At 41.5% G+C, this 17052-nt stretch carries 16 protein-coding genes; 6 read left to right on the top strand and 10 right to left on the bottom strand.

What is annotated here, in order from left to right:
* The first annotated feature begins 132 nt into the window (after window positions 1–132).
* From leuC to leuB, 4 genes are all read left to right on the top strand, one after another.
* The gene (gene leuC / locus ACP69Y_RS02655; protein WP_425915909.1) at window positions 133–1566 is read left to right on the top strand and encodes a 3-isopropylmalate dehydratase large subunit; all 1434 of its coding nucleotides are present in this window, start codon (window positions 133–135) and stop codon (window positions 1564–1566) included.
* 114 nt (window positions 1567–1680) lie between these two features.
* Entirely contained in the window at window positions 1681–2331 is a 651-nt protein-coding gene (gene leuD, locus ACP69Y_RS02650) for a 3-isopropylmalate dehydratase small subunit (RefSeq protein ID WP_425915907.1), read from the top strand.
* 102 nt (window positions 2332–2433) lie between these two features.
* Complete coding sequence (locus ACP69Y_RS02645) at window positions 2434–3018, top strand: hypothetical protein (RefSeq protein WP_425915905.1); 585 nt, start codon at window positions 2434–2436, stop codon at window positions 3016–3018.
* 24 nt (window positions 3019–3042) lie between these two features.
* Complete coding sequence (leuB, locus tag ACP69Y_RS02640) at window positions 3043–4122, top strand: 3-isopropylmalate dehydrogenase (RefSeq protein ID WP_425915903.1); 1080 nt, start codon at window positions 3043–3045, stop codon at window positions 4120–4122.
* A 64-nt stretch (window positions 4123–4186) separates the two neighbouring features.
* On the opposite strand, the gene ACP69Y_RS02635 is transcribed toward leuB, so the two are convergent.
* The 3 genes from ACP69Y_RS02635 to infA form a co-directional block, all read right to left on the bottom strand.
* On the bottom strand, window positions 4187–4588 hold the full coding sequence (locus tag ACP69Y_RS02635; protein WP_425915901.1) for a hypothetical protein: 402 nt from the start codon (window positions 4586–4588) through the stop codon (window positions 4187–4189).
* Window positions 4589–4730: 142 nt separating this feature from the next.
* Window positions 4731–5114 carry a hypothetical protein gene (locus ACP69Y_RS02630; protein ID WP_425915899.1) on the bottom strand — a complete coding sequence of 128 codons (384 nt, stop codon included), beginning with the start codon at window positions 5112–5114 and terminating at the stop codon, window positions 4731–4733.
* 141 nt (window positions 5115–5255) lie between these two features.
* Window positions 5256–5477, bottom strand: coding sequence for a translation initiation factor IF-1 (gene infA, locus ACP69Y_RS02625; RefSeq protein ID WP_001284370.1), 222 nt, complete (start codon window positions 5475–5477; stop codon window positions 5256–5258).
* Window positions 5478–5708: 231 nt separating this feature from the next.
* Here infA and ACP69Y_RS02620 point away from each other — a divergent pair, with 231 nt between their 5' ends.
* Complete coding sequence (locus ACP69Y_RS02620) at window positions 5709–6719, top strand: AraC family transcriptional regulator (RefSeq protein WP_425915897.1); 1011 nt, start codon at window positions 5709–5711, stop codon at window positions 6717–6719.
* 140 nt (window positions 6720–6859) lie between these two features.
* Here ACP69Y_RS02620 and truA read toward each other — a convergent pair whose 3' ends face one another.
* The 5 genes from truA to asd all read right to left on the bottom strand — a co-directional run bounded on the left by truA (window position 6860) and on the right by asd (window position 12782).
* On the bottom strand, window positions 6860–7657 hold the full coding sequence (gene truA / locus ACP69Y_RS02615) for a tRNA pseudouridine(38-40) synthase TruA (protein ID WP_425915895.1): 798 nt from the start codon (window positions 7655–7657) through the stop codon (window positions 6860–6862).
* A gap of 12 nt (window positions 7658–7669) precedes the next feature.
* Window positions 7670–8638 carry an asparaginase gene (locus ACP69Y_RS02610; protein ID WP_425915894.1) on the bottom strand — a complete coding sequence of 323 codons (969 nt, stop codon included), beginning with the start codon at window positions 8636–8638 and terminating at the stop codon, window positions 7670–7672.
* Between the two features lie 48 nt (window positions 8639–8686).
* Window positions 8687–9997 (bottom strand): hypothetical protein, encoded by a 1311-nt coding sequence (locus ACP69Y_RS02605; protein ID WP_425915892.1) that lies wholly within the window; start codon window positions 9995–9997, stop codon window positions 8687–8689.
* A 69-nt stretch (window positions 9998–10066) separates the two neighbouring features.
* Entirely contained in the window at window positions 10067–11521 is a 1455-nt protein-coding gene (locus tag ACP69Y_RS02600) for a type IV pilus assembly protein FimV (RefSeq protein ID WP_425915890.1), read from the bottom strand.
* Between the two features lie 142 nt (window positions 11522–11663).
* Window positions 11664–12782, bottom strand: coding sequence for an aspartate-semialdehyde dehydrogenase (gene asd, locus ACP69Y_RS02595; RefSeq protein ID WP_425915889.1), 1119 nt, complete (start codon window positions 12780–12782; stop codon window positions 11664–11666).
* Between the two features lie 188 nt (window positions 12783–12970).
* Here asd and ACP69Y_RS02590 point away from each other — a divergent pair, with 188 nt between their 5' ends.
* On the top strand, window positions 12971–14107 hold the full coding sequence (locus tag ACP69Y_RS02590) for an endonuclease/exonuclease/phosphatase family protein (protein WP_425916072.1): 1137 nt from the start codon (window positions 12971–12973) through the stop codon (window positions 14105–14107).
* 832 nt (window positions 14108–14939) lie between these two features.
* On the opposite strand, the gene ACP69Y_RS02585 is transcribed toward ACP69Y_RS02590, so the two are convergent.
* Both ACP69Y_RS02585 and lpxL read right to left on the bottom strand, forming a co-directional pair.
* Window positions 14940–16040 (bottom strand): glycosyltransferase family 4 protein, encoded by a 1101-nt coding sequence (locus tag ACP69Y_RS02585; protein ID WP_425915887.1) that lies wholly within the window; start codon window positions 16038–16040, stop codon window positions 14940–14942.
* A 36-nt stretch (window positions 16041–16076) separates the two neighbouring features.
* On the bottom strand, window positions 16077–17012 hold the full coding sequence (gene lpxL / locus ACP69Y_RS02580; protein ID WP_425915885.1) for an LpxL/LpxP family Kdo(2)-lipid IV(A) lauroyl/palmitoleoyl acyltransferase: 936 nt from the start codon (window positions 17010–17012) through the stop codon (window positions 16077–16079).
* Window positions 17013–17052 lie beyond the last annotated feature (40 nt).

The following is a 17052-nucleotide window of genomic DNA, read 5'->3' as shown; positions in this document are numbered from 1 at the left end:
GGGATGGTATCGACTAAAAACTAATTCCAAAAAGTTTTCAAACTAATAAAAATGATAAATTAGATTTATGTGAATACCTGGTTATAATCGAAGTTAATGAAAGCATTACCCAGTTCTATGGAGCGCGTCGACATGGCAGGCAATACCCAAAAAGCAAAGACTTTGTATGACAAATTGTGGGATGACCATTTAGTAAAACAACGAGATGATGGTTCAGCCTTACTTTATATTGATCGTCATTTATTACATGAAGTAACGTCACCACAGGCTTTTGAGGGTTTACAGCTTGCAGGTCGTAAACCGTGGCGCTTAAGTGCCAATGTTGCAACCCCTGACCATAATGTACCGACCTCAAAAGCGGAACGTGATCGAGGGATTGCCGGTATTGAAGATGAAACTTCGCGTATCCAGGTACAAACTTTGGATGATAACTGTGAAGCTTTCAATATTGTTGAATTTAAAATCAATGATATTCGCCAAGGTATTGCGCATGTGGTTGGCCCTGAGCAAGGTTTGACTTTACCCGGTATGACCGTAGTGTGTGGTGACTCACATACTGCTACACATGGTGCATTTGGTTGCTTGGCACACGGGATTGGAACGTCAGAAGTTGAGCATGTATTGGCTACCCAATGCCTGATTCAAAAGAAAATGAAGAACATGTTGGTGCGTGTTGACGGAAAATTGGGTCAAGGCGTGACTTCAAAAGATGTCGTGTTAGCGATCATTGGTAAAATTGGTACTGCCGGCGGTACAGGTCATGCGATTGAATTCGGTGGTCAAGTGTTCCGTGATATGTCGATTGAAGGTCGTATGACCGTGTGTAACATGGCGATTGAAGCCGGTGCGCGTGTGGGTATGGTCGCGGTCGATGACAAAACGATTGAATATGTCAAAGGCCGTAATTATGCACCAAAAGGTCAAGACTGGGATCAAGCAGTTGAATACTGGAATACTTTGCACTCTGATGAAGGCGCACACTTTGACACTGTAGTCGTGTTGCAAGGTGAAGAGATCGAACCGCAAGTGTCTTGGGGAACTTCTCCTGAAATGGTGATTCCTGTTTCTGAAGCTGTACCGACTTTAGAACAGGCCAAAGATGACGTACAACGCAATGACTGGACCCGTGCTTATCAATATATGGGTTTAAATGCAGGTCAGGCATTGGCAGATATTCAGTTAGACCGCGTATTTATTGGTTCGTGCACCAACTCCCGTATTGAAGATATTCGCGCTGCCGCTGAAGTGATTAAAGGCCGTAAAGTTGCCGGTTCAATTAAACAGGCGATGGTGGTTCCAGGTTCTGGTTTAGTGAAACAGCAAGCTGAAGCTGAAGGCTTGGATAAAGTATTCTTGGAAGCTGGTTTTGAATGGCGTGAACCAGGTTGTTCAATGTGTTTGGCGATGAATGCTGACAAATTGCAACCGGGTGAACACTGTGCATCAACTTCTAACCGTAACTTCGAAGGTCGTCAGGGTAATGGCGGTCGTACCCACTTGGTGAGTCCAGCTATGGCAGCTGCTGCTGCAATTGCAGGTCACTTTGTTGATGTTCGTTCATTCTAAGTTTAAGCCCTCATCCCAGCCTTCTCCCTGAGCCATGAATGGTGCAAGAGAAGGGATTCCCTCTCATTAAAGGAGAGGGCTAGGGAGAGGTAACGGATTCATTGGGAAATAATCATGAAAAAATATACCGTTGAACAAGGTATCGTTGCACCATTAGACCGTGCCAATGTCGATACCGATTTAATTATTCCAAAACAGTTTTTGAAATCGATCAAACGTACCGGTTTTGGTGAAAACTTGTTTGATGAATTGCGTTATCTGGATGAAGGTTATTTGGGTTTAGATAATTCTAAACGTCCAAAAAATCCAGATTTTGCTTTGAATCAGCCGCGTTATCAAGGTGCTTCAATTTTGATTTCACGTGCCAACTTTGGTTGTGGTTCAAGCCGTGAGCATGCGCCGTGGGCACTTGAAGAATACGGTTTCCGTACCGTAATTGCGCCAAGCTATGCAGACATTTTCTTTAATAACAGCTTTAAAAACGGCATGTTGCCTGTGATTTTATCTGAACAGATTGTGGATCAGTTGTTTAAAGAGTGTGCCGCAACTGAAGGCTATCAACTGACGATTGACTTGGAAGCACAAGAAGTACGTACACCATCGGGTGAAAGCTTTAAGTTTGAAGTTGATCCGTTTCGTAAACATTGTTTATTGAATGGTTTGGATGATATTGGTTTAACCCTTCAGGCCGCGGATGATATTCGTGCCTATGAAGAAAAAACCAAGCAATCGCGTCCTTGGGTGTTTCAGGAAATTCGCGCTTAATTATTTGAATTTTCAGCCCTAGTAGTATCGGAGCCTAACTCTTGCTAATATCGAGTCCATAAAAATATCTCGTTGGCTTTAATTGGTGAGGGGGCTCGAACAATGGCAAAAGTTTATGGTCGGCTTGCTGTACTCAGTCTTATGGTCGCATCCTTAAGTGCATGCCAAAGCATTGATACAGTACGTATTAAACATGTGAAAGAGACAGAATCGACGGAATTAAATGCGTTGATTTTCTGTGCCGGTACAGAACAATGTGAATTTGAGCGTTTCGATCAAATTCACATTGTCGATGCTCAAAGTCATCGGGTGAGTCGTGAAGCAATTCAACAAGGTCTTGTTCGTCTGCAAGCCAAGTCTTTAAATGAGGCTAATCCTTTGTCTTTGTCGGTACCTGCCGGGCAGCATGAATTAGTGATTCGCTTCTATCCTGTGTCCAAGGATCGCGCGGAAACGCTGCATGTATTCCACAATTTTATTTCGCAAAAAACCTACACCTTTAAGATGTATCGTGACCGAAACAATCATAAAGGTAATTTGTTGAATGTATCGGCACCTGATCCACTGTGTGTGGAGCTTCAGCAAGAACAAAAGACCATTCGGCGTTTCTGCAAACCCTATAATGTCCTGAATGGCTTAGGCGAGTTTGTAGAACAAAAAAATTTAAAATCCCCATCAGTCAAATGACTGAATTGAAAAATGGAAAACCTCATGTCTAAACATATTTTGATTTTAGCTGGTGACGGCATCGGTCCTGAAATTGTTAAAGCCGCAGAGCAAGTACTCACACGCGTAAATGAAAAATTCAATTTAGGTTTGACTTGGGAACAAGGTTTATTGGGTGGTGCCGCGATTGATGCACATGGTGCGCCATATCCTGAACAGACATCCGAACAGGCAAAAAAAGCAGACGCGATCTTACTCGGTGCGGTCGGTGGTCCTAAATGGGATACGATTGAGCGTTCAATTCGCCCAGAACGCGGTCTATTAAAATTGCGTAGTGAACTTAATCTTTTTGCTAACTTGCGTCCTGCGATTTTATATCCCCAATTGGCAGATGCTTCGAGCTTAAAACCGGAAATTGTATCTGGCCTGGATATTCTGATTGTGCGTGAATTGACGGGTGGCATCTACTTCGGTCAACCACGTGGTATTCGTGAACTTGAAAATGGTGAAAAGCAAGGCTATAACACTGACGTTTATTCAGAATCTGAAATCAAGCGTATTGCCAAAGTGGCGTTTGAGCTTGCTGGACTTCGTGGCGGTAAAGTATGTTCTGTCGATAAAGCCAATGTCCTTGAAGTGACTGAACTTTGGAAACAAACCGTGACTGCGATGAAAGAAGCGGAATATCCAGAGATCAACTTGTCACATATGTATGTCGACAACGCAGCTATGCAATTGGTACGTGCACCTAAACAGTTTGACGTGATTGTAACCTCTAACTTGTTCGGTGACATCTTGTCGGATGAAGCGGCTATGCTGACCGGTTCAATCGGTATGTTGCCATCTGCATCTTTAGATGAAAATGGTAAAGGCATGTATGAGCCTTGCCATGGTTCTGCACCAGATATTGCAGGTCAAAACCTGGCAAACCCGCTTGCAACGATTCTTTCTGTTGCCATGATGCTTCGTTATACTTTCCGTGAAGAAGCTGCCGCACAAGCCATTGAACAGGCTGTAGGTCAAGTTCTAGACCAAGGTTTGCGTACTGCAGATATTATGTCTGAAGGCATGGACAAAGTCGGTACGGTTGAAATGGGTCAAGCTGTGGTTACAGCTTTGAACTAAGTTTTAGTTGAATGAAAAAACGCAGCCAAAGTGCTGCGTTTTTTTATGCTGTTTAGAATTTTGTTTAACAAGTACGACCTGTGTAATGAACAGATTTGGCAATGTTCTGCTCTAAATGGTAGACAATTTTACATTGCAAGTTCACATCATAGCTTTGTGCTCTAGGTGTGATTTGTATGGGAATAGCCCCAGAATCGATATCAGCAGGATTTTGTGCCATGGGTACCGGAATGGTAATGGGACGAATCACCGTATAAGTGAGTGTCTGGTCATCTACGGTAGGAGATAATACTTGCTGATAACCAATACTGCCCAGATCTAGATTGGCTTGAATAGTTTGGCTGCTCTGTCCAATGAATTGCTGTAAATAGGCATCACGCTGCATAGCAGTTGTCGTAGAGGTAGTTGTACACGCGGTAAGTAAACCAAAAGCGGTACAGCATCCCAAAATCAGTGTGAATTTCATGAGTTATCCTCACACCAAATAAAATCAGTTTAAGCAAATTACAGGCAGAAATACTGTTGTGATTTGATACACGGTACAGATGTGTAGTCATGATGAGATCCAATCTCATCATTTAAAACTTGTCACAGGCTATTCTTGCTGTTTAACAAGCTCTACCGGTATAGCGAATGGATTGGACAATCTCATCTTTCAAATTAAACCATACCTGACATTTCATCTCGATGTTATACCCACCATTTGAAGGGGTAGGCATCGGTGCACCCATCGAAATACTGTGACTAATATTGGGCGTGCCCATCGGAATATTCATATCACGAACAATGGTGTAGCTGAGCGATTCTACTGTTTGAATAGGTCCTTGAGTGGTTTTAAATCCTATCTTACTCAGGTCAAGCTGGCTGCGAACTTGTGCTGCAGTTTGACCCACATATTGTTGCAAAGACTTATTAAGACGATGATGGTCGCCTGTCGCGCATGCTGCGAGGACTAAACCGGAAAGTAGGGCTAAATGCTTTAGTTTTATCATTGTTTTTAAACGTATTAATTTAATTTTAATTCAATTGATAGTCGTGACTTTATCGATTTCTGTCAAATTTATTTTATTGAATAATAAAAATTTAAGGTAATAAAAAAGCCACTTGAAAGTGGCTTTTGCTTTCGCTAAAACTTAGCGTGCACGATAAGTAATACGACCCTTGGTCAAATCATAAGGGGTCATTTCTACTTTAACACTGTCGCCAGTTAAAATACGAATATAGTGTTTACGCATTTTACCAGAGATGTGAGCAATCACTTCATGACCGTTTTCTAAACGTACACGGAACATAGTATTAGGAAGCGTCTCGGTGACAACGCCTTCGAACTCGATGAGTTCCTCTTTATTGGCCATAGCCTACCTGAATGAATAAATTGGAAAGGCGCAAATTATAGTCAATTTTTTTGCATAAAACAAGGCACAATGCGGCTTTGCCCGATCATCTGTCAGTTAAATAAGCGAACCATGCGTATAAATTTTTTCTACAAAAAAGCGCATTGTTCTGTTGTCAGTTTGGTCAATCGCAGTTAATCTAAAATTAATCTTTTTAAGTATAAATGAATAATATATAAGGAAGGTCTTTGCGTGGGTCAGTTAACTGATGCATCGGTTGTTTTGCGATTGGGCTACCAAGCCATTCGTCGTTCAGGTTTGCCAACTGAAGAAATTTTAACCAAAGCTGGTGTGGCCTTAAATCAGGTCGAAACAAATGATCGTACTCCGCTCAGTGCTCAATATGCCTTTTGGGTAGCTGCTGAGGAGGTAAGTAAAGATCCTGACATTGGTTTGCATTTAGGTGAACACCTACCTTTATATCGCGGACAGGTGATTGAACATCTGTTTATTTCAAGTGAAAACTTTGGTGAAGGGCTAAAACGTGCCTTGGCCTATCAACGACTGATCAGTGATGCATTTCATGCAAAACTGATTATTGAAGATGATCGTTGCTATCTCACCAATGGTGAGCAGGGCGCTTGGGCGGACAACTTGGTCAATCGTCATTTTTCTGAATGTGCGATGTCTGGAATATTACGTTTTTTTAAATTTATTACCGAAGGTCGTTTTCAGCCTATTTACATCGACTTTAATTTTAACCAAGGTGCTTTTGACGAAGAGTATTTCCGGGTTTACGAATGTCCAGTGAGTTTAGGTCAAAAGGAAACACGTTTATATTTTGATCCTGCTATTTTGGATTACCAGTTATGGCAAGCTGAACCGGAGCTGTTGCAGTTGCATGAACAATTGGCGCTTGAAAAGCTGCAAGAGCTCGCGCGCTATGATTTGGTGGGTGAGGTTCGCCGTGCCATTGGTTCAACGCTAGAAAGTGGTGAAACCACTTTGGAAACCGTTGCAACGCATTTGAATATTACGCCACGCCGTTTACGTACCCAGCTCAGTGAAGCCCATACCAGTTTCCAACAGATTCTTTCAGATTATCGTTGTCGTTTGGCAAAAAAATTGTTGGCCAATACTGCGGAAAGTGTGGAACGGATTGTCTATCTCACCGGTTTTTCTGAGCCGAGTACTTTCTATCGTGCCTTTAAGCGTTGGACCAATGAAACGCCTGTAGAATATCGGAAGCGGAAGCAGCGTTAAGTTTTATAAAAGCACCTTCCTAAGTCCCTCCTGAAAGGAGGGATTTTTTCTCATCCATTTTACATGATAGTAAAATCCCCCCTCCTTTGAAAAAGGTGAGAAACACAGCTTCGCAAGAGGGGGAGAATTATAAAATTAAATTATTCCGGCATCTTTAACCAATGTGGGCCAAGCGGTGCTTTGGGTAAATCAAATTGTTCTGGATAATCAGCGTGAATAAAATACAAGCCATCGGGTGGAGCTGTGATGCCCGCCGCTTTACGGTCTTCGGCAGCAAAAATTTTGTCAATATGGTCAATTTCATACATACCCTGACCAATTTCAAGCAAGCATCCCATGATGTTGCGCACCATATGATGTAAAAAACCATCTGCCTGAATATCCAATACTAAATAACAGCCGTGACGGATTAAACGGCAATGGCTAACATGACGGACGGGCTGATTCGATTGACAGGAGGAGGCGCGAAAACTTTCGAAGTTATGTATGCCTTCAAATTTCTTTGCAGCCTCAATCATCTTGTCAGCATCAAGCGGATAATATACATGGGTGACTTGTTTATAAAGTAACGCAGGACGCACCGGATTGTTATACACCACGTAACGATAACGTCGTGCTTGTGCTTTGAAACGGGCATGGAATGCCATATCCATTTCTTTAATCCATTGTATTGAGATGTCTTTAGGGAGTTGGCTATTTGAGCCCATCAGCCAACCATCAATACTGCGGATGGCTTGAGTATCAAAATGCGCCACCATATTGGTAGCATGCACGCCGGCATCGGTACGACCTGCGCCATGTAACAAGATCGGTTCATTTGCTACTTTGGACAGTACTTTTTCGATGGTTTCCTGTAGGCTACGCACGCCGCTTTGCTGAGTTTGCCAACCTCGATACTCAACCCCAGAAAACTCAATACCGACCGCAAAACGCTGCATATTTACCTCTATTTACAATGAATCATGCCAGTGAGCATGCCACTGGTCTACGCTGTCGTATTGTAAATACATTTTCAGTGCTTTTGCATAAAGATCTGCATGTCCCAGGCAATCACTGATCAGGATGTTGGCATGGTGTATCCATTCGCTCACGGCATAGCGCTGGTCAATAATACCGAAAGGCACTTGAGTGGTGAGAATAATGGCACAGCCTTGTGCGCGTATATCTTGAAGTGTGGCAATGAATTCCTGATTCACCGCCAGGTTACCTATACCGAAGCCCTGCAAGATCAGAACATGAGGGAGATGTTGCTGTAAGTTTTTTAAGTTTTTAATTTGTTGCTCTATGGCTATGGGCTGTGCCATTAAACTTAAGCAGTTAAAGGATTGGGCCTTTTCAATATCATGCTCATGTACGACGTAGCTTTGCTGATGTGTTATCAGGTTCTCTTTGGCGTTTAATCCAGCGAATGCATCTAATTCAGTCGTATGTTGTTTTAACGCTGTTTGGGCGTGAATAAGCTGATGATGAAAAGCTAAATATACACCGACAGAACTTGTTGCTACCGCATCGAGGGCAAAATTAAGATTATCGATGGCGTCGGTAAATTCACGGGTATTGGTCCCGCTTATATTGAGTAGCGGATATTGGCTACCGGTCATGACCACATGTGCAGATTGTCCCAGAAATCGAGCAAGTGTTGCACTGGCATAGCTGAGGGTATCAGTGCCATGAATTACGACAAAATGTTGATAATTTTTAAGTTGTAAATTTTGAATTAACTGAATGAGTTGCAGCCAGTCAGTTGCTGTACTGGCACTGCTGTCTTTTATACTGGGTGCGACAAAACATTCGATATTAAGATGTAAAGGAAGAACGCGTTGTAACTGGGGAATAAAATTTTCAGCAGGCATGGGACTAAGTGGCTCGCCAATGCAACCAAATGTTCCCCCCATATAAATTAAAGCTATTTTTTTCATAATAAAAAAGCAGTCAATGATGACTGCTTTATAGTAGATCGAAATACCTTAAGAAGCTATCTGATTACGTAACTGATCCGCTTGTTGACGTTGTTCAGCCGTATATTCAGCTTCTTGCTCTGCTAATAATTCACGTGCCGATTCAAAAGCACCGAGTTGAATATATTGCTGTGCAAGATCTAAATTCAGGCTGATTTCATTGACTTCAATCAGTTCAGGGAAGGATTGAACCAACGGATCATTTTGATCTGCTTTAGATACCGATGAGCTGATATTGGTAATATCAAAATTCACACCTGAAGCTGGTTCTGCAGGCTGTTGTTCAGTTACTGTTACTGGTTCTAAATTGAAGTCTAAATCTAAACTTGGTTTGGTTTCTTCAACCGCAATTTTTACTTCAGTCGGTGTAACAGTTTCTGTCGCTGAGAAATCAAAATTAAATTCAGGTTTCTCATCAAGCACAGGTTCAGCAGTTATAGCAGGATTGGCTATTTGCTCTGTTGCTGGAGTATCCAAACTAAAAGAGAAATCTAAAGGTTTGATTTCTTCTGCTAAAGGAATTGCTTCTTGCTTCGGAGTGACTGCTACAGGACTCGGCTCTAAAGAAAGTGTACTGAAGTCTAAAGGTTTGATTTCTTCAACAGTAGCGGCGGGTACTTCTACTTTTTTTGTATCTAGGGCAAAGGTATTGAAATCTAAGGGCTGGATTTCTTCAACTGCTTCTGTTTGGGCCGAAAACGAGTCCTGCTGTAATTGATCGAAAGATTGATGAGGTGCTGTCGCAGAAGGTGCAGTAGGACTCATCAGTGCATCAAAATCAGCAATATTTTTTTGTTCAATCGTTGCTGTATGAGCAGGTGTTGGAACTGTAGATTCTAATTTGAAATCAATGGTATCTCTAGAACCTTCTGCTTCTTTTTCATGGGCGGATTTTTTAGCGAGCGCCTGTTCTAAAAATTCATCCAGTTCTAATGAACGTAGATGATTAATCAGTTGGCTAATTGCAAACTCATCTTTTTGTAAGATGTGAATATCCAGCAATAATAAATACAACTCATGCTGTGAATTGTCTTTGTTTAATGCTTGATTAATCTGTGCTTCAGCCGAGAAAAAGTTACGCTCACGGATGAGCGCTTCAATTTTATTGTGGACCTCAACAGATAAAGGGGTTGTTTTTTTCTTCTCAACAACAGTACTTGCCACAATTTGAGTTTTTTGCGAGGGCTTTTTTGTTGAGCTTACTTTTTTAGCTTTAGCCTTCGAGGCGGATGTTTGCTCTGCCTGTTTATTTGCGTCACGCTTTTTTAATACAACTGCGATCACTAATAATAATATAAACGGAATCACATAAAGCAGCATGTTGTTACCCCTTACAGGATTGAGTTTTTATCAATGAAACTCATCCAAAAAATCAAATTGTATAACACCTTAGTGTGTTGGCTTTTTCTCTACTTGTTGTGCTTTCAATTGTTGCTGCAATTGGGCAAGACGAGTATTTAATAATTGAATTCTGTGATCCTTGTGACGTAATGCCAATTCTAACTGTGTTACGTTTCTCTGTAATTTAACGGTTTTTTCACGAGATGTCATAACTTTTAATGATAACTCGTTCGATGTTTGATTTTTTTCTGTGTTGTTCTTAGCAGAACCACTGGCTGAATCTTGTTCTTTCTCTGCAACCAGACTCATCTCCGCTTGATTTAGACGGTATTTGGCTTTACCTGATTGGTTAGACGGTGTTTTTGCCAAGTTTGCAACACTGACTTTCTTATCTTCTTTTTGGCTATTGGTGGTGTTTAAATTTAATGCCACGCCACGACGTAAGCGATTCACATCACCTTGAATAAAGGCATGTTCATTATTCGCTTTGATCTGTTTCATGACCTCACCGACCGGGCGATTTTGCTCAGTTGCGACCTGTGAAGCAATGGTCCAAAGAGATTCATTGGATTGCACCACATGTTTGGTGGTTTGTGCGGTAGCCACACTCTCATTGTGTTGTTTGGGTGGCTTATGCGTAGGCGCAGGTACCTCGGGTTTGGTTTTTGCAGTAACTTGTTCTGCTGGTTTACTCGCTATTTTATTTTCGGTTACTTTTTGAGTGGGTGATGCTAGATATTTTTTCACTAATGGGTCTGCAGAAAAACTTGCATTGGATGCGGTTTTGTTCGAAGCAAGCGGAGTGTCTTTGCTCTCATTTTTTGTGGTAATTTGTTCTGGTGTAGGTGTTTTTATTTCAGCTAAAGCAGTTTTATTGGGTTGAGCTGCTGGCATACTCATTGATGAAATGACCACAGGCGCAGCAGTTATGGCATTTAAGCGCGGTGGCGCTGCTTTTTTTACCATTAACGGAGCTTCAAAGGCTTGATAAGCCGCTGGTGCTTTTGCAACCTGATATTGAGTGCTTTCCGGCAAGTGCAAGGCAATATCTTTTTCACTAACAATCGTGATAGGCGTTAAAGGTTTTTCATTGTTTGGAATACGGGCCTGAGTATTTGTGTTACCACGTGGTAGCGGTGTTTTAATATGTTTTAGATGCGTCGTATTGCCTTCTTGAATTTTAATAATAATATTCAGTTCTGCTTCAGTCAGTGGACGGGAAGAGGTAAGAGTAATCACCCCATTACCCGAGCTATCACGACGGATAAAAAAATTAAGATGACCAGGTGGTTGATGGACTACGCCTAAAGTGGTGATGTCCGCTGCACTGGCTAAGCTGGCCTGTATTTGCGAATTAGAATCCGCCTGACGGAAATTCATTTCTGCATAGAGTAATTCGCCCGGTGCAGATTGAATTTGAATAGGATCAATAGTAATCGCATGAATATTCTGTGAAGCAATAATAGCTAAAATGGCAATCTTTAATTTGTTATATGCAGTCATCTTAATTTTTAGCTCGGTCTTATATCGCATTGCGAAAGTTGTAGATTAACGAGATGTTGAATAATTGTAAAATACTAACATAAAGGATACATAAAAAAGCCGGTCAATTGTGACCGGCTTTTTGTTTTCTTAACTTTAAAAATTAAGAATTTTTATATTCAATGAGGATGCGAAGCATACGGCGTAAAGGTTCTGCAGCACCCCAGAGTAATTGGTCACCTACAGTGAAGGCGCCTAAGTATTCTTTGCCCATATTCAATTTACGCAAACGACCCACAGGAACAGTTAAGGTACCTGTTACCGCGACAGGAGTCAGGTCCGTCATTGACGCTTCACGTGTATTTGGAACCACTTTCGCCCATGGGTTAGATTGACGAATCATATCTTCGATTTCATCAAGTGGTACGTCTTTCTTAAGCTTCAAAGTTAAAGCTTGAGAGTGACAACGCATTGCGCCAATACGCACGCAGTGACCATCAATCGGAACGATTTGCTGGTTGCCTAAAATCTTGTTGGTTTCAACTTGCGCTTTCCACTCTTCTTTGGACTGACCATTATCAAGTTGTTTGTCGATATATGGAATCAAAGAACCTGCTAAAGGCACACCAAAGTTGGCAGCAGGGAAGCCTTCACCACGTTGCAAGTCCGCAATTTTAGAGTCGATATCTAGAATTGGGGAACGGGGATCATCTAGCAAGTCTTTGGTATTGTTATATAAATAACCCATACCTGTGATCAGTTCACGCATATTTTGCGCCCCTGCACCCGATGCTGCCTGATACGTCATTGCAGTCATCCACTCGACCAAATTGTTTTGGTAAAGCGCGCCCATGCTCATCAACATCAAGGAAACGGTACAGTTACCGCCCACAAATGTTTTAGTCCCATTGACTAAGCCATCTTTAATCACTTTCATGTTGACTGGATCAAGTACAATGATGGCTTCATCATCCATACGCAGGGTAGATGCTGCATCAATCCAGTAACCGTTCCAATTTTCCGCTTTTAGTTTAGGGAAAACGTCAGAGGTATAATCACCACCTTGGCAGGTAATAATGACATCCATTTGCTTCAGACTGTTAATATCTGATGCATCCATAAGTGCTGGGGCAGTCTTACCACCAAACGCAGGGGCTTCACCACCGGCATTACTGGTAGAAAAATAGAATGGCTCAAAATGAGCAAAATCATTCTCTTCAACCATACGTTGCATGAGGACAGAACCAACCATCCCGCGCCAACCGACCAGACCTACTTTCATGTCACTTTGCCTCGGTGCGTAAAAAAATAAAAGGGGGCTTGAGTGTATCAAAAGAGACCACAACTGCAAGTGCTACATAATCAAAACATCAATATTATTGAGCGGAATATCTTGTTTATGTTACATACAAAATTGATAAACTTTTTTAAATCTAAATAAATTAAAAACATACAAAAGAGTAAATGGCTATGGTTTGGGTGGAAATAATCGCAGTCATTGTGGTTTGGCTGACCTTTTGGTCGCTGATCCCCCGTGATGAATGGTGGATTCGAGGTGCGGATTTTCCACGCTTGCAAATTTTGGTTTTGGGACTGATCGCTTTTGTACTGTTAGTGGTCTGGGATCAGCCGTGGGATTTATGGCGTGAAATCATCTTTATTGCATTGATTGCGGCATTGGCTTATCAACTGAAAATGGTATTGCCTTATACTTTTATTTGGAAAAAGCAGGTCAAAAAAGTTCGTAAGAATCAGCTCAATCCAGAGAAGCAAATCTCTTTGATTGTTTGCAATGTATTGACTCCAAATCATAAATACCACTTGTTGATTGAGCAGATTCAAAAGCATCAACCGGATTTGGTGTTGACATTAGAATCAGATGAGGTCTGGCAAAATGCACTTTCAGTGATTGAAAAAGATTATCCATACCGTGTACCGGTACCATTGGATAATTTATATGGTATGCATCTGTATAGCCGTCTTAAGTTGAAAAATCCCGAAGTGAAATTCATTCTAAGTGATGAAACTCCTTCTATTTATACCACAGTGATTTTACCTTCGGGCCAACCTGTTCAACTCTACTGCTTGCACCCTAAACCGCCCAGCCCAACCGAAGCCAAAGATTCGACCCTCCGAGATGCGGAACTTTTAATGGTGGGTGATCAAATTAAAGGCTTGGATGAAAGCTGTATTGTGATGGGGGATTTGAATGACGTCGCATGGTCAAGAACCACACGATTATTTCAGCGGATTAGTGGTCTGCTTGATCCGCGTGTAGGGCGGCATTATATCAATACTTTCCATGCAGATTATTCGTTGTTACGCTGGTCACTAGATCATGTATTTCATAGTGATGATTTTGCCTTGGTTCATATGGAACGATTGCCTCATGTCGGTTCAGATCATTTTCCTGTATATGTCGTACTACAAACCGGTCGTGTTTTTGAAAAAGTGCAACAAGAATTAGAACAAACCGATGTAGATGAACAGGAAGCCCAAGAGGCGATTCAGGAAGGGATTGAAAAAGCAGAAAAAGAAGAAAAATTAGTCACCGATGAAATTGCACAGGACTATAAAAAAGGCGCGAAAGTGGCTCAAGGTAATTAAAGGAAAAGTGTACGAAATGGCTTACATAGATATAGGTGAATTGCGAATAGTTCTTTTTTCTATTTTTACTTAATCTAGACTCATCAGCCAAGGAGCTGGGAACGGAAAATCCCATTATGGAAGACGATGTTAGGCTGATAGTGAGTCATCATGGACATGATGCAGCAATGGATCGCAATAATATAATAAAAAGATGATTTGAAAAGCACAACCTTATACACCCGAGTTTTGCAGGATGCAGAACTCGGGTTATGCCTTTATAGCAGGTCTTAAAAATAAAAATTCAGCTACGGATTTATCCCAATTCCAAGAATTTAAAATATATATCGTTAACTCTACTGATTTAACACGTGATGCTTTACATCTCTATAGCGTGCTATGACTTTTGAAATATCCACGCATGATCAGGTTCATGAAGCAGAAGTCTTGAAATTTATTGAGCGAATCATGGGTCATCAGCGCAAAAGCCAGTTCAGCTGATGGCAGCATTATATCATTGGCATAGTCTGGTTACAGCCAGGACAGGATGGAGTATTCATTGGTTTGGGAAATATAATCTCTGATGGACATCTATTGGTGTATTTTCCACATTCGTTGGTACATCCCGATTTTCAATATTTAGGGAGGGCGATTAATGATGGAAGCAATGTTATTAAAATATAAAAAATTTTATTAATAGGTTTTGTTGGAGCAGGACAAACCGAGCCGATGTGGATGTATGCAGGAATAGAACATTAATCATTTTTTTGATTGATTTAATTTTATATTTTACCCAGCCCACTTTTATCTTTAACGAAGAAATTAAAAGCGACTGGGATAAATAAACTTAAGTTTATTTCAAAAGCTGTTTATACAAGTTAAGCGTCTGATCACACATCTCTTTTAAACTAAACATCGTGACCGGCTTAACTTTCTGAGGTTCTTCAATATGCTGCTTGACTGCATTTAAAAGCGCAGTTTGATCATCTACTTCAATTAAACCTTGCGGATAAATATTGGATAAAATCTCTGCCACACCGCCACGATTCCAGCCAATCACGGGTGTACCCACCGATAATGCTTCTAATGCCGTACGACCAAAAGTTTCTGCCTGATTGGACAGCGAAAGCACCACATCGCTGAATGCTAGCCATTCCCGAATGTCAGAACGATGTCCAACAAAAGTGATCTTTTCTCTTAAACCCTGGGTTCGAATGCTGTTTTCTAATTCTTCCAAATAAGCCTGTTTTTTCGCATCTGCGCCACCGACCACCACAGCATGTACATGTGGGTACTGCTGTAGGAGCTTGCCCATCAAATCAATCAAGGTTTCATGACCTTTTAAGCGAGTAATTCGTCCAGGAAGGCAAACTAAAAACTTATTTTCCAGTTGAGGAAAATCTTTAAAGGTTTGATTGATCCATTGTGCAGAAGGTTGATAGCCGTGAGGAAATTCTTGCGGTGAAATACCACGATAAATGCGCACAATATTTTCAGGCGGACAGTTTTTATAATGCTCAGTAATGTATTGCACCACACTGTCCGAGACGGCAATGACTTTTTCAGCTTGCGTCATAATGGCACTATAACGATTGGTTGAATAAAAGCCATGTACCGTTGAAATGAGATGTGGACGTTTATCTGCCGGGATGCCTTTTAATGCAAAATGAGTCAGCCATGCAGGGACACGTGAACGAACATGTACGATGTCTGGTTGATGTTGCTCAATCAGTTTACGCAAAGGACGTATTTGCCAAAGACTGGATAATGATTTTTTATGAATAGCTAAAGTGAGATGCTGTGAACCTTCTGCTTCAAGTTGTGCAACCAAACGTCCACCATTTGAAACCACTAACGATTCATGACCATCTGCAATAAGCGCACGGGCAATTTCCAGGGTGCCACGTTCAACACCACCACTGTTCAATTCAGGAAGAAGCTGCATAATTTTCATCGGTATTATCTTCATTATTTTAAAGGGTGGGATGGACTAATAAATCTCGTGATAGCCTTTAGGGCGAGTTTTAAAGCGACGGTGAAACCACATATATTGAGTGGGTGCAATCCGTAGCTGATTTTCAATGATCTTGTTGACGCGAGTGGCATCATCGACTTCATCTTCGCTCGGTAGATTTTCCACCGGGGCTTCAAGCAGTACTTTATATTGTGGATTGGCAATATCACCATCACGATAGAAATACAGCGGAATCGCGGCAGCATGAGTCATTTTTATTAAACGACGATGTGCAGTGACCGTTGCAGCAGGCGTACCAAAAAAGGGTGCCATCACGCCTTGTTTTAGGCCATAGTCTTGGTCAGGACTGTACCAAATAGCACGCCCATTTTTTAAATGACGAATTAAACCGCGCATATCATCATGATCAATTTGATGGGTATAAATAGTGGCGCGGCAGCGGTAGATCAGCATGTCCAGCAGTGGATTATTCTGCGGACGGTAGACCACATCTGGCTCAAAATATTGGGCACACAAATAACCACCGGCATCCAATAATGTGGAATGCGTGCCTAACAGTAAAACGCCTTTTCCGTCAGCTTGTGCTTTTTGGAGATGTTCTAGGCCTTCAATACTGACACGCCCTTTAAACCATTGTGGGCAATACCAGGCATTTAAAGTTTCAAAAATCCCAATCATCTGGTCGACAAAAACTTGTCGGGTATTTTGCTGAACTTGTTCGGCTGTCCATTCTGGAAAACAGAGTTCTAAATTCCGAATCGCTGTGTTACGACGCGATTTAAGCTGATTGAATGCGATATTGCCTAAAAAAGTGGCTAAACGATGCTGAATTGCCCATGGTAAAATTGCCAGAATCATTAAAAATATGATTCCAATCCAAATGCCCCAATATTGTGGAAGAAGGAAAGACCATTGAAACTCGCCCGGTTTGTAGTCTGGCTTTTTACTCATAATGACCGTTTATACCTAAAGTTATTTGCAGTTTAACATG

The sequence above is a fragment of the Acinetobacter sp. TSRC1-2 genome (assembly GCF_049895885.1).
Taxonomy (GTDB): Bacteria; Pseudomonadota; Gammaproteobacteria; order Pseudomonadales; family Moraxellaceae; genus Acinetobacter.
The sequence above is the reverse complement of the archived record's forward strand: the minus strand, read 5'-3'. Positions and strand labels throughout refer to the sequence as shown.